Source organism: Micrococcus sp. UYEF5 (assembly GCF_040546065.1).
GTDB lineage: Bacteria > Actinomycetota > Actinomycetes > Actinomycetales > Micrococcaceae > Micrococcus > Micrococcus luteus.
In genome coordinates this window covers 27,884-40,452 of record NZ_JBEPNB010000006.1, presented here as the reverse complement: position 1 = coordinate 40,452, position 12,569 = coordinate 27,884, and the positions used below count along the sequence as shown (strand labels likewise).

Sequence of the window (12,569 nt, the reverse complement as noted above, 5' to 3'; positions counted from 1 at the left end):
GCCCTCTCCGCGCCGAACGACTCGAGGACCTGACGTGACCAGAACCGTTCCAGCTCGCCGCCGCACCACGCTCGCCGCCGCCGTCGCGGCCGTCTCGCTCGCCGTCGCGGCCGCCGCCCCCGCGCTCTCCGCGCCGGGCACCGGCAACGGCAACGGCAACGGGTCCGCATCGCAGGGCCAGGCCCGCTCCAACGACCTCTCCGCCACGCGCGGCAACAAGGTCAACGACGCCGCCGCGCTCGCGCCGCACCTCGTGGGCCAGACGCTGGACTGGGAGGCCTGCGACTTCGGCAGCGAGAGCCTCAACGCCCGGTTCAACGCGATCCCCGGCACCGCGTGCTCCGACGTCACGGTGCCGCGGGACTGGAAGAACCCCGAGGACGGCCACACCATCACCCTGCGCGTGGCCAAGACCGAGACCTCGAAGGGCAACCCCGACCGCCAGGGCATCGCGCTGGTCAACCCCGGCGGCCCGGGCGGCTCCGGCCTGCCCTGGGGCCCCGCCATGGCCGAGCGCGCCCCGGAGCTCGCGGAACAGTACGACTTCATCGGCTTCGACCCCCGCGGCGTGGGCCAGTCCACCGCCCTGGAGTGCACCTACACGCCGAACCCCGAGCACGACGTGTGGCAGGACACGAAGGCCCAGGTCGACGCCTGCCTCGAGAACGAGCTCACCCCGTACATCACCACCGAGCAGACCGTGTACGACATGGACTTCATCCGCGCCGTCCTGGGCGAGGAGAAGACCTCCTACATCGGCTACTCGTACGGCACGTGGCTGGGCAGCTGGTACCAGCGCGTCTTCCCCCAGCACGCGCACCGGTTCCTGCTGGACTCCGCCGTCGACATCTCCCGCGACGGGCTCCAGACCACCTGGGACCTGCAGCCGCGCTCCCGCGACCGCCAGTTCCAGGACGCGATGCTCCCCTACGTGGCCCGGCACGACGAGATCTTCGGCCTCGGGGACGACCCGATGCAGATCCGGCAGCGCTGGGAGGACGTGGGCGGCACCCGCACCCAGCTCGGCATGATCGTCGCCGGCTCGTTCCTGCTGCCGGCCATGTACGACACGTCCCAGTACCTCGACGCCGGGTCCGTCATCGCCGCCTACATCCGCATCATGGAGTCCGAGGCCGCGGCCACGGACCCCGCGGGGCAGCGCACCCAGATCGAGCGCATCCTGGCCGAGGCCCGTGCGTCGCTGCCGGCCGAGGAGCGCGACTCCTTCGACCGCTTCGCCGCCCGCGGCCTGGAGACCGTGGGCGAGCGCGAGCAGCTCGTCGCCGCCACCCAGGCCGGTGACGCCGTCACCTTCGAGGGCGCGTTCTCGGCGATCCGCTGCCAGGACGGCCAGTGGAACACCTCGCAGGGATACTGGACCTCGTGGGTGGACGACCTCGGCCGCAAGGCCCCGTGGATCGGTGTGCTGATGGGCCCGTCGGAGTGCATGTACTGGCCCGCCCAGACCTCCATGCCCGCCCAGCCCGGTGGCAAGGGCGCCCCGAACACCGTGATCGTGCAGTCCGAGCTGGACGCGGCGACCCCGTACGAGGGCGGCCACCGCGCCGCCGGCGTGCTGCGCAACACGTCCCTGATCTCCGTGGACAACGAGGGCACCCACGGCCTGTTCCCGTACCGCACCGAGTGCGTGGACGCGCCCATCCGTGACTACTTCCTGACCGGCGCCCAGCCGGCCGAGAAGTCGCTGTGCGACGCCGTCCCGCTGCCGCTCGAGACCCAGCCGGTCCAGGTGGCCGGGACCCCGACGCACAAGGGCGACATCAAGATCTCGATGCGCACCGACGCCGTGCGCGAGGCCAACCGGATCACCCACGACGCGATCGAGCGTCAGCTGATCGACTCCCGCGCGGTGACCCCGGACGTCGAGGCCTTCCTGGAGGACTGACGGCCCGGGCACCCCGGCACCCGGCTCGCCCCCGACGGCCCGGCGACTCCCCCGCGGAGACGCCGGGCCGTCGTCGCGCCCGGGGCGGCCCTGCAACGCTGGTTGGGTTGTCGCGGGTGCCGCCGCCCCACACCCCCGATAACTCAACCCGCGATGGGCAGCCGGAGGGGTGGCGTCGACGCCGAGGCCGATAGCCTCGCGCCATGATCCTGCACATCACCCTCCCGGAGGACTGGGCCGCCGCGCGTCGCACCGGCCGCTACACGGCGTCGACGCGCGGCGCCTCGATCGACGACGTCGGCTTCCTCCACGCCTCCGACGACGCCGCCCAGGTAGGAGTCGTCGGCGCGGCGATCTACCCGGACCGGCCGGACGCGTTCGTCTGCGGCCTGGACGAGGACGAACTGGCGGGGGCCGGCCTGCGGGTGCGGCGCGAGCCGGGAGACCCCTCCGATCCCCACTCGGCCGAGTTCCCGCACGTCTATCCGGGCGGGGCCGCCTCCGGGCACATCCCGTGCTCGATGCTCACCCCCGTGACCGACCCACGGGCGGACGCCCGCGTGCACCGCGAAGACTCGGCCGAGGCCGCTGCGCTGCTCGACGCCGGGTGGAGCGTGCGATCCCGCTCCTGGGGCGCGCGCCTCCACCTCGACGACGACGCCGACCTGGCGCCCTACCGTGGCCACATCGCGGCGGCCGAAGCGCGGGGAATCGAGGTGCGGAGACTGACCGCCGTCGACCTGCCTGCCCTGCGCGCCCTCGACGAGGAAGCGGCTCCCCGATTCCCGCACACCGACGGCTCCCGTCACGAGCCGCTGCCGGACGACCTCGAGGCCCGACTGTCCACCCCAGAGGGGCTCGCCGTGGGGGCCTTCGAGGGAGGCGTGCTCATCGGATTCACCCTGACGTTCCGCTCCCCTGCCCGGTGGGAGGTCGACCGCACCGCGGTCGCGGCCGAGCACGAGAACCGTGGCGTGGCGAAGGCCGTCAAGGCGGCGACCGTCCTGGCGACCCATGCCCGCGGTGGGCGCGAGTGGGGAACCGGCGGCGCCGAGTCCAACGCGGCGTCCCTGCGGATGAACGCGGCCCTCGGGTTCCGTCTCGAGCCTGCCTGGCTCGGGCTGACCCCGCCCACGACGTGGGAGGAGTTCGCGCGGGCCCCGGCGTCAAGCTCCCTTGACGACAAGGTCACTTGACTGTCAAGCTTGCTTCACAACGTCCGGTCGGACGGCCCCCACAGAGCCTCCGAGGCGGGCCGGGCCACCGGCCCAGGGCATCGACCACAGGAGGGCCCCATGACCACGAACCACTCCCGCCACACCACCGCCGCCGCGGACGGCCCGGGCACCCGGTACCCGGTCCGCCCCGACGGCCCGGCGACTCCCCCGCGGAGACGCCGGGCCGTCGTGGGGTCGGCTCAGCCGTCGAGGATGCAGAACTCGTTGCCCTCGGGGTCGGCGAGGACGGCCCAGCCGAGGTCGACGCGGCGGTCGTCGACCATCGCGGCGCCGAGGGCGAGCGCCCGCTCGATCTCGGCGTCGCGCGTCGAGCCGGCGGCCGCGCGCAGGTCCATGTGGGCGCGGTTCTTCACGCGCTTGGCGTCCGGGACGCGGAAGAAGAGGACGACCTGCCCGTCAGGGCCGACGAGTGAGCACTCGTCCGACCCCGGGCGGTAGAGGTGAGGCTCGTCGACCTCCCAGCCGAGCAGCGCGCGCCAGAACTCGGCGATGGCGTGGGGGTCCAGCGCGTCCCACGTGGTGTGAGAGAGACGGAGGGACATGGCGGCTCCTCAGGAACGGGCCGGGGCGGGCGGGGACGACTCCACGCGAGCCAAGGGCGCGGCACCCCGGGCAAGGCGGGTTGACTTGTCACGGGTATTCACCGCCCAGACCCGCGACAAGTCAACCCGCGTTGGCCGGACGGGCGGACGGACGGCGGAGGGCCGGGTCACCCGCGGATGTGTCGCATCACGAGCCGCGGGATCGCGCTGCGCGGGCTGATGCTGCACCACGCGACGGGCTCGCCGTCCGAGTACCGACGACGCCGGGCGCAGGCTCCCCCGCAGCGAGCGCCCGCATGGTGTCCTCGCGGGGGTCGCCGGGCGCGTGCCTCTGCGGCGCTGAGAGCCGGGGGGACAGGCACCAGCAGTGCGTGGCGCGGCGGTTCGGGTTGACGACGTGCGCGAAGTCGTCGAAGCGGTCGGCGGTGAGCGGGTGCACCTCGAAGGCCATGCGGCCAGCATCGTGGGCGGCGGTGGAGGCGTCCACGGCGAGGCCCAGCTCCGCCGCCGCCCTGTCGGGCCACCGTCAAGCAGACTTGACGTCAAACTCTCTTTACTGTCAAGCTTGCTTCACACGACGGGGACAAACCCCGGCCCCGCCCCGGAGGGACCGCCATGGCCACCACGCCGCACACCACCACCGACCTCGCCCGCGACCGCCGCCCCCGCTGGGGCCGCTCCGCCCGTCTGGGCGGCGGGTCCGGGCGACTGATCCTCGTCAGCCTCGTGGCCGGCGTCGTCATCGCCCTGCTGATCGGGGCCGCGTCCTACGGTCTGGCCTCGAGCCAGGGCGACGCCGGTCCCCGCTTCCCGGCGGTCACGGGCGCGGTCATGGCGGCGTCGGCGCTCCCGGTCGGCGCAGCCCTCGCCTGGCTGTTCCTCGTGGACCGCACCACCCTGCGCGGCGCCGTCCGGGACACCGAGGAGACCATCGAAGGCCGGTGGCTCGAGAAGGCGCAGTCCGGCGCGTTCGGCGACCTGCTCGTGGTGCTGGGCCTGGGCACGTTCGTCGTCGCCCTGGCGGGGTGGCAGCCCAGCCTCCCCCTCGTGGGCGCCGGGCTGCTCCTCTTCGCGGGCGCCTCGGTGGCCGTCCGCTACGCGCTCCAGAAGCGCCGGGGCTGAGCCGTGGAGAACACCATCCCCGACGAGCGTGCCCGCCTCGGCTGGTCGCAGCAGCGGCTCGCCGACGAGCTCGGCGTCTCCCGGCAGACCGTCATCTCTCTCGAGAAGGGCCGCTACGACCCCTCGCTCCCGCTCGCCTTCCGCCTGGCGGCCGTGTTCGGGCGGCGGATCGAGGACCTGTTCACCCCGGACGGCAACGCGGGTTGAGTTGTCGCGGGTCCGGGCGCCCAGCACCCGTGACAAGTCAACCCGCGTTGGGCCCGGGGCGGCGTGGGGCATGAGAGGCTGGGGTCATGGATCGAGAGCTGCGCACCCCTCCGGAGCTGGAGGGCGTGGACTGGCACGACGACGCCCCGCGTCGCCCCCGCCCGATCGTCACCCTGGTGGCGTGGATCGCCATCCTGGGCCTGGTCCTCAGCGTGGGCGCCGGGATCTTCTCCGCCTTCTGACGCGTCACCGCCGGCCGACGCGCCGCCCCGGCCTCAGCGCACGTCACCGTTAACGTAGCGCCAGATCCCGTCCTCACGGCGGAACCGGCTGACCTCATGGAGTCGGAACCGCCCCTCGGCCCCCGTGCCGACGGCCACGAACTCCACGGTCCCGGCGTCCTGGAACGGCCCGCCGTCCCGCACGTCCAGCACCGCCAGGCGGGTGAACCGCGGCGCCTGTTCCCCCTCGGTCGGCAGCAGCTCGGCCGCGGTGGGCCGGTGCTCGGGAACCCAGGTCGCGGCGAGATAGTCGGCCATCGCCCGCGCCTCTGCCGTCCCGGCCTCGCCCAGCCGCGCGAACGCCGTGTACCGGGAGCGCATGAGCGCCTCGGCGGTGGGCGCGGTCAGGGCGCCGTCCTGGGCGAAACGCGCGTGCAGGCGACCGCAGCACGCCGCGAGCCCGGCTCCGGACCCGCAGGGGCAGGGCTCGGGACGGCTCACCGGCGCGGGCGCCCGGTCGCGCGACGCCGGGCGGACCGGGCCGTGATGCGGCGCACTCCCGTCAGCACGACGCCGGCCGCCGCGGCGAGCAGCGCGGGGCCGAGCGGGCTGATCGGCCGACGTCGGCCGAGCGGGGACACACGGGTCTGCTGAGGTCTCATGCCGCCAGGCTACGCCGGGCCGGCTGCCGCGTGCCGCCCCCATCACACCCACGATCCCGCGTCCAGGCGGCCGAGTAGACTGGACGGGCAAGCACGCGGAGCGCCCCGGGCCGGGCGTGAGACGGCATCTACACCGTCCTGCTCCGCGGCATCGTCCCGCACCCAGGAGCGTGTTCATGCCCATCATCGTCGTCGACGTCATGCCCAAGCCCGAGATCCTCGATCCGCAGGGCAAGGCGATCAACGGGGCCCTGCCCCGCCTCGGCTTCACCGAGTTCAGCCAGGTCCGCCAGGGCAAGCGCTTCGAGCTCACCGTGGAGGGCGAGGTCACCGACGAGATCCTCGCCCAGGCGCGCACGGCCGCCGAGGAGATGCTGTCCAACCCCGTCATCGAGGACGTCGTGAACGTGGCCGTCCTGGACGAGGCCGAGGGCGCCCGATGACCGAGCTCCCCCTCATCGGCGACTACTCGACGCCGACGACGCCGCTCAGCGGCGCGCGCATCGGCGTCATCACCTTCCCCGGCACCCTGGACGACGTGGACGCGCTGCGCGCCGTCCGCCTCGCCGGCGCCGAGCCCGTCTCCCTGTGGCACGCCGACGCGGACCCGCAGCGGACGCTCGCCGGCGTGGACGCCGTCGTGATCCCGGGCGGCTTCTCCTACGGCGACTACCTGCGCGCCGGCGCGATCGCGCGCTTCGCCCCCATGATGGACGCGGTGGCGACGGCGGCCGGCGGCCCCGAGGGCGACGCGGACGGCCTGCCGGTGCTCGGCATCTGCAACGGCTTCCAGATCCTCACCGAGTCGCACCTGCTGCCGGGCTCGATGGTCAAGAACGACCACCTGCACTTCATCTGCCGCGACCAGGAGCTGGTCGTGGAGAGCGCGGACACCGTGTGGACCCGCGACTTCGAGCAGGGTCAGACCATCACCGTGCCCCTGAAGAACCAGGACGGCCAGTACGTGGCGGACGAGACGACCCTCGACGCCCTCGAGGCCGAGGGCCGCGTGGTGTTCCGCTATCAGGGCTGGAACCCGAACGGCTCGCGCCGGGACATCGCGGGCATCGCGAACCCGGCCGGCAACGTCGTCGGCCTGATGCCGCACCCGGAGCACGCCGTGGAGACGGGCTTCGGCCCGGACACCGCCGCCGGCCCCCGCTCCGGCGTGGACGGCCTCGGCTTCTTCACCTCCGTCCTGACCACCCTCGCCAGCCGTGGAGGCCATGCATGAGCCAGCAGTTCAACATCGAGACGGTCGCGGACGCGCAGGCGACGCCGGACGTCGAGCAGCCCTGGGCCGAGCTGGGCCTGAAGGAGAACGAGTACGCCGAGATCAAGAAGATCCTCGGCCGCCGCCCCACCGCGGCCGAGCTGGCCATGTACTCGGTCATGTGGTCCGAGCACTGCTCGTACAAGTCCTCGAAGGTGCACCTGCGCCAGTTCGGCGAGAAGCTCACCGACGAGATGAAGCAGCACATGATGGTGGGCATCGGCGAGAACGCCGGCGTGACCGACCTCGGTGACGGCTGGGCCGTGACGTTCAAGGTCGAGTCCCACAACTCGCCCTCCTACGTGGAGCCCTACCAGGGCGCGGCCACGGGCATCGGCGGCATCGTGCGCGACATCATCTCCATGGGCGCCCGCCCGGTGGCCGTGATGGACCCGCTGCGCTTCGGCGCGATCGACCACCCGGACACCGCCCGCGTGTTCCACGGCGTGGTGGCCGGCATCGGCGGCTACGGCAACTCCCTGGGCCTGCCGAACATCGGCGGCGAGACCCGCTTCGACCCGGTCTACCAGGGCAACCCGCTCGTCAACGCCCTCGCCGTGGGCGTGCTCAAGCACGAGGACCTGCGCCTGGCCAACGCCTCCGGCGTGGGCAACAAGGTGGTCCTGTTCGGTGCCCGCACCGGCGGTGACGGCATCGGCGGCGCCTCCGTGCTGGCCTCCGAGTCCTTCGACGGCGACGGCAAGCCCGCCAAGCGCCCCTCGGTGCAGGTCGGCGACCCCTTCTCCGAGAAGGTGCTCATCGAGTGCTGCCTCGAGCTGTTCCGCGACTCCCTCGTGGAGGGCATCCAGGACCTCGGCGCCGCCGGCATCTCCTGCGCCACCTCCGAGCTCGCCTCCAACGGCGAGGGCGGCATGCGCGTGGAGCTGACGGACGTGCTGCTGCGCGACTCCACGCTGACCCCGGGCGAGATCCTCATGTCCGAGTCGCAGGAGCGCATGATGGCCGTGGTGACGCCGGAGAACGTCGCCGCGTTCGAGGCCGTCATGGCCAAGTGGGACGTCGAGTACTCCTGGCTGGGCGAGGTCACCGGTGACGGCCGCCTGATCATCACCTGGGACGGCGAGGTCATCGTCGACGTGGACCCGCGCACCGTGGCCCACGACGGCCCGGTCTACGAGCGCCCGTACGCGCGTCCGGCCTGGCAGGACGAGCTCCAGGCGGACACGTTCCGCTCCTCCGAGGCCGGTCAGGACCTGCCCGCCACGGGCGAGGAGCTGCGCGCCGCCGTCGTGGAGCTGATGAGCTCCCCGAACCTGGCGGACACCTCCTGGATCACCCGCCAGTACGACCGCTACGTCCGCGGCAACACCGCCCTGGCGGCCCCGGACGACGCGGGTGTGGTGCGCGTGGACGAGGAGACCGGCATGGGCGTGGCCCTGGCCACGGACTGCAACGACCGGTTCACCTACCTGGACCCGTACACGGGCGCGCAGGCCTCCCTGGCCGAGGCGTACCGCAACGTCACCACCGCCGGGGCCGTGCCCCTGGCCGTCTCCGACTGCCTGAACTTCGGCTCCCCCGAGGACCCGGACGTGATGTGGCAGTTCGCGGAGGCCGTGCGCGGCCTGGCGGACGGCTGCCAGACCCTCGGCATCCCGGTGACCGGCGGCAACGTGTCCCTGTACAACCAGACGGGCAGCACCCCGATCCACCCCACCCCCACGGTGGCGGTGCTCGGCCAGCTCGACGACGTCCTGCGCCGCACCCCGTCCGGCTTCGCCCCGGATGCCGACGGCCAGGCGATCTACCTGCTCGGCGAGACCGCGGACGAGCTGGACGGCTCCGAGTTCGCGCGCCTGCGCGGCCACCTCGGCGGCCTGCCCCCGAAGGTCGACCTGAAGAAGGAGCGCCTGCTCGGCGAGCTGCTGGTCAACATGTCCCGGGACGGCATGATCGACGCCGCCCACGACGTCTCCGGCGGCGGCCTCGCGGCCACCCTGTCCGAGATGGTGCTGCGCTTCGGCGTGGGCGCCCGCGTGGTGCTGGACGAGGTGCTGCGCCGCGACGGCGTGGACCTGTTCACCGCACTGTTCTCCGAGACGCAGGCGCGCGCCGTCGTGGCCGTGCCCCGCACCGAGGAGGTCCGGTTCACGGACATGACCACGGCCCGCGGCTACGCGGCCGTGCGCATCGGCGTGGTGGACGCCGACTCCGCGGCCCTCGAGGTCCAGGACGCCTTCACCCTGCCGATCGCGGAGCTGCGCGAGGCCTGGGAGGCCACCCTGCCGAAGCACTTCGGCTGAGCCTGGGACAGAAGCGACGAGCCCTGCGCAGTGGTGCCTATCCAGTACCGATAGGCCCCACTGCGCAGGGCTCGTCGTATCTCAGGGCTCGTCAGGTGGTCCGGTGCATCTCACCGACCCACAGGGAGAGCGTCGAGTGGGACGGGTCGCCGTCGAAGTGCTCATGCGAGACGTCCAGCACGGGGTAGGACGCCAGGTCGACGCCCTCCGGGACGGTCAGTGTCGTGTCCTGGCGGGTCACCGTGCCCAGCGAGATCATGCGGCTGGCGGCCTCGTCGCGGATCCAGACCTCCAGGTAGCCGTCCTCGGGGGCGGGCACCTGGGGCACATGCACGGCCAGGTGCATCTCCCCGTCGGCGGCACGCGTCATCTCCGCGCGGGCCGGCGATCCGTCGGTGGTCACGGACGCCATGACGGCGGTGCCGATGAGGTCGTCGCCGCGGCGACCGGCCACCAGCGGCCGCGGGCGGCGGACGGACCCGAGCCGATCGGACGGACGGTCGCGACGCCGTCGGGCGCGACATCCTCGCCCGTGGCCTCCCCCTGCAATAGCCCGTCGTGAGCCACGGCCTCCGTCTCGGGTCCCAGCTCAGCGGCGATCCGCCCCCACAGGTGCGGCGGTGGGTCGGCCAGGTCCGGGGCGGGGCCGTCGAGGGCGGCCAGCACACGCAGGATGGCCTCCAGCTCGGCCGCGTCCTCCGGATGGAGCGACGCCGCGACGTCGGCGGGCACGGCGAGCGGGCCGCCGTCGCGCACGCGCTCGTGCAGCCGGACGGCGAGGTCGGAGATCTCCTCCGCGGACTGTCGGCCGCGGGGATGCTCACGCTCGGGCATCGGCGGCCTCCAGACGTCTTCTCAGTGCGGCCAGGCCGCGATGGATGTGGGAACGTACGGTGCCGAGCGGCATGTCGAGGCGCTCGGCGATCTGCTGGTGCGCCAGGTCCTCCAGGAAGGCGAGGCGCAGCACCTCGTCCTGGGGCGGACCCAACAGGGCGAGGGCGTCATGCACGACGACGGCGGCCACCACGGTGTCGCTGACCGCGTCCTCCGCGCCCTCGGCGCGGGGGAGGTGGACGACCTCCGCCTCCATCTTCCGCGCCTCACGAGCACGGCCGGCGAACATGTCGGCGATGACGCGACGGGTGATGCCCGTCAGCCACCCGCCGAGCGGCCGGGCGGGATCGTAGGTGTCCCGCGAGCGCCACGCCCGCGTGAACACCTGCTGGGCGGCGTCCTCGGCGTCCTCCCGGCTGCGCAGCGCGGCGAGACACAGGGAGAAGACCAGGCGACCGTGGCGCTCGTACGCCTCGCGCACGGCGACGGCCTCCCCCGCGGCGAAGCGGCGGTCGAGCCCGTCGTCCTCAAACATGGGACTCCTCTCCCGCGGTGTGCTGCGTCGGCGCGGCGCGGCCCGATTCAGGCCAGACCTTCCGACAGGCTACCGGTCAGCCCTCGACGGGAGTGGCGATGGTCACGATGTTCTCCGTGTAGTCCCGCTCGTCCGGCAGCCATTCGCCGCCGCAGGTGATGAGGACGAGCTCGGCGGCGCCGTCCCGGCGGAAGTACGGGGACAGGTCCAGCTCGCCCTTCCCCAGACTCTGGGTGGAGGCCACCCGATAGCGCCGGGCGGTCCCCGCCGCATCCGTGACGGTGACCTCGTCGCCGACCGCGGCCTGCCGCAGCCCGTAGAGGGCCCCCACGGGATTGCGCGGTGAACCCGAATGGGAGGCGATCACCGCCGTCCCCTCAGGATCCCCGGGGGCCGAGCCGTGGCGGTACCAGCCGCCGACGGAGCTGTCGTCGGGCAACTCCATCGCCCCGTCCTCCGTGACCCCGACCGAGACCACGCTCAGCGTGGCCCCGATGGCCGGATAGTCCACGCGCACGGGGATCCTGGCGTCGTCCGATGGGCTCTGGGTGGCGCGCCGGACGGCGATCCCCGACGACGGCGTCCGCCCGGGGACGACCGGAGCCGCGGAGGGGGTTGCGGCCGGTGGGGTTCCCGTCCCCGCCGCGGGACCCGGCGTCATCGCGACGACGGAGCCTCGCCCCTGCTCGGACGGGAGGGAGGAGACCGCCGCCGACGGCGCGCAGCCGGTGAGGACGACGGCGGCGAGGGCGAGGACCGCCGGCACACGGCCGACGGTCCCCATCTCCGGGCGGGAGGGACCCCGCCCGCAGGCCTCATCACGCACGGGCCGCCCGGCGGCGGGCCATGAGGACGGCGCCGGCGACCAGGGCGGCCGCACCGGCGCCGACGGCGGCCAGCATCCCGGTGGAGTCCTGGGCGGGGGCGACGTCGATGCCCGCGGGGACGGAGCCCGGCGCGCTGTGGTCGGCGGCGACCTCCTGGGTGGCCAGCGCGAGGGTGCCGTCGGCGGCGGAGCCCCAGGCGTAGGCGATCGTGGTGACGCCGTCCTTGACCTCGACGTCGGCGGGGCCAATCACGGGGTCGGTGGTGCCGGCCACGGACACGGCGGCGGAGACGGTGCCGGCGGGCACCTCGAGGGAGGCCTCGTCCGGGTTCTCCAGGCCGGGCACGACGACGTCCTCGCCGGCCCAGACGTCCACGGCCGGGGCGGCGGCGATGTGACGCACGGTGAGGCGGCCCTCGCCGGCGGCGACGGCGCTCGTGTCGTTCTCGAACGCGGTCACCGTGGGCGTGCCGGCGGCGTCGAGGTGGGCGGCGGCGGTGTAGTCGCCGCCGTCGGCGAGGGTGAGGGTGACGGGACCGAGGATCGGGGCGGAGTCATCCATGGCGTCCGCGGCGGTGATGGCGACCTCGTAGTCGCCGGCGGCGAGCTCCAGGGGACCGGCGAGGTCGCCGGGCTCGAAGTTGTCCAGGGTGAGGGCACCGTTCACGTAGACGTCCACGGGGGTCTCGGGCACGGCGTGCAGCACGGAGAGCTCGGCGCCGGACGGGGCGTCCATGGCGGCGGCGGACAGGGGGGCGAGGACGGCGATGCCGATGGCGGCGGTGACGGCGGCCGGGAGGGACGTGCGCATGGTGTCGTTCCTGTTCGTCGAGGGTCCTGCGGGGCAGGCGGGGCGAGGCGCCGAATGCGCTCACACCAGGACTACCGACGCCGCGACCGATCCGTTGCAGAAGACTTTCCTCCCCCTCCGACCACGAG

At 73.5% G+C, this 12,569-nt stretch carries 16 protein-coding genes; 8 read left to right on the top strand and 8 right to left on the bottom strand.

Translation table 11 applies throughout. From position 1 onward, the window contains the following. The first annotated feature begins 34 nt into the window (after nucleotides 1-34). A complete protein-coding gene (locus ABIB16_RS07380; protein ID WP_061867560.1) occupies nucleotides 35-1,906 on the top strand; it encodes an alpha/beta hydrolase in 1,872 nt (623 codons plus the stop codon). Nucleotides 1,907-2,109: 203 nt separating this feature from the next. Continuing rightward, entirely contained in the window at nucleotides 2,110-3,102 is a 993-nt protein-coding gene (locus tag ABIB16_RS07375; RefSeq protein WP_044658687.1) for a GNAT family N-acetyltransferase, read from the top strand. Between the two features lie 221 nt (nucleotides 3,103-3,323). Here ABIB16_RS07375 and ABIB16_RS07370 read toward each other — a convergent pair whose 3' ends face one another. Continuing rightward, nucleotides 3,324-3,686, bottom strand: coding sequence for a VOC family protein (locus ABIB16_RS07370; RefSeq protein ID WP_020621445.1), 363 nt, complete (start codon nucleotides 3,684-3,686; stop codon nucleotides 3,324-3,326). 615 nt (nucleotides 3,687-4,301) lie between these two features. On the opposite strand from ABIB16_RS07370, the gene ABIB16_RS07365 reads away from it, so the two are divergent. The 3 genes from ABIB16_RS07365 to ABIB16_RS07355 all read left to right on the top strand — a co-directional run bounded on the left by ABIB16_RS07365 (nucleotide 4,302) and on the right by ABIB16_RS07355 (nucleotide 5,257). Continuing rightward, on the top strand, nucleotides 4,302-4,808 hold the full coding sequence (locus tag ABIB16_RS07365; protein WP_020621444.1) for a hypothetical protein: 507 nt from the start codon (nucleotides 4,302-4,304) through the stop codon (nucleotides 4,806-4,808). 3 nt (nucleotides 4,809-4,811) lie between these two features. Then, on the top strand, nucleotides 4,812-5,015 hold the full coding sequence (locus tag ABIB16_RS07360) for a helix-turn-helix transcriptional regulator (RefSeq protein WP_002856639.1): 204 nt from the start codon (nucleotides 4,812-4,814) through the stop codon (nucleotides 5,013-5,015). Nucleotides 5,016-5,101: 86 nt separating this feature from the next. Next, nucleotides 5,102-5,257 carry a hypothetical protein gene (locus ABIB16_RS07355; protein WP_010079551.1) on the top strand — a complete coding sequence of 52 codons (156 nt, stop codon included), beginning with the start codon at nucleotides 5,102-5,104 and terminating at the stop codon, nucleotides 5,255-5,257. A 33-nt stretch (nucleotides 5,258-5,290) separates the two neighbouring features. Here the strand turns inward: ABIB16_RS07355 and ABIB16_RS07350 are convergent, their stop codons facing one another. Further along, nucleotides 5,291-5,737 carry a YchJ family protein gene (locus tag ABIB16_RS07350; RefSeq protein WP_049148014.1) on the bottom strand — a complete coding sequence of 149 codons (447 nt, stop codon included), beginning with the start codon at nucleotides 5,735-5,737 and terminating at the stop codon, nucleotides 5,291-5,293. Continuing rightward, nucleotides 5,734-5,898: a hypothetical protein gene (locus ABIB16_RS07345; protein WP_155643109.1), complete on the bottom strand. Its 165-nt coding sequence runs from the start codon at nucleotides 5,896-5,898 to the stop codon at nucleotides 5,734-5,736. Before ABIB16_RS07345 ends, ABIB16_RS07350 begins: the two co-directional genes overlap by 4 nt. 176 nt (nucleotides 5,899-6,074) lie before the next feature. Between ABIB16_RS07345 and purS the strand changes: the two genes are divergently transcribed. The 3 genes from purS to purL are packed head-to-tail and all read left to right on the top strand — an operon-like array spanning nucleotide 6,075 to nucleotide 9,435. Beyond that, nucleotides 6,075-6,341, top strand: a complete 267-nt coding sequence (gene purS, locus ABIB16_RS07340) for a phosphoribosylformylglycinamidine synthase subunit PurS (protein ID WP_002856633.1) — start codon at nucleotides 6,075-6,077, stop codon at nucleotides 6,339-6,341. After that, entirely contained in the window at nucleotides 6,338-7,132 is a 795-nt protein-coding gene (gene purQ / locus ABIB16_RS07335; RefSeq protein WP_222958866.1) for a phosphoribosylformylglycinamidine synthase subunit PurQ, read from the top strand. Before purS ends, purQ begins: the two co-directional genes overlap by 4 nt. Beyond that, on the top strand, nucleotides 7,129-9,435 hold the full coding sequence (purL, locus tag ABIB16_RS07330) for a phosphoribosylformylglycinamidine synthase subunit PurL (protein ID WP_230260706.1): 2,307 nt from the start codon (nucleotides 7,129-7,131) through the stop codon (nucleotides 9,433-9,435). The genes purQ and purL overlap by 4 nt, the downstream gene beginning before the upstream one ends. A gap of 91 nt (nucleotides 9,436-9,526) precedes the next feature. Here the strand turns inward: purL and ABIB16_RS07325 are convergent, their stop codons facing one another. From ABIB16_RS07325 to ABIB16_RS07305, 5 genes are all read right to left on the bottom strand, one after another. Further along, a complete protein-coding gene (locus ABIB16_RS07325) occupies nucleotides 9,527-9,838 on the bottom strand; it encodes an anti-sigma factor domain-containing protein (RefSeq protein WP_152540298.1) in 312 nt (103 codons plus the stop codon). Then, a complete protein-coding gene (locus ABIB16_RS07320; RefSeq protein WP_061867564.1) occupies nucleotides 9,835-10,269 on the bottom strand; it encodes a hypothetical protein in 435 nt (144 codons plus the stop codon). Before ABIB16_RS07320 ends, ABIB16_RS07325 begins: the two co-directional genes overlap by 4 nt. Beyond that, nucleotides 10,256-10,804 carry an RNA polymerase sigma factor gene (locus tag ABIB16_RS07315; RefSeq protein ID WP_061867565.1) on the bottom strand — a complete coding sequence of 183 codons (549 nt, stop codon included), beginning with the start codon at nucleotides 10,802-10,804 and terminating at the stop codon, nucleotides 10,256-10,258. Before ABIB16_RS07315 ends, ABIB16_RS07320 begins: the two co-directional genes overlap by 14 nt. A gap of 76 nt (nucleotides 10,805-10,880) precedes the next feature. Further along, a complete protein-coding gene (locus tag ABIB16_RS07310) occupies nucleotides 10,881-11,315 on the bottom strand; it encodes a class F sortase (protein WP_158604212.1) in 435 nt (144 codons plus the stop codon). Between the two features lie 307 nt (nucleotides 11,316-11,622). Further along, a complete protein-coding gene (locus tag ABIB16_RS07305) occupies nucleotides 11,623-12,441 on the bottom strand; it encodes a DUF4397 domain-containing protein (protein ID WP_061867567.1) in 819 nt (272 codons plus the stop codon). Nucleotides 12,442-12,569 lie beyond the last annotated feature (128 nt).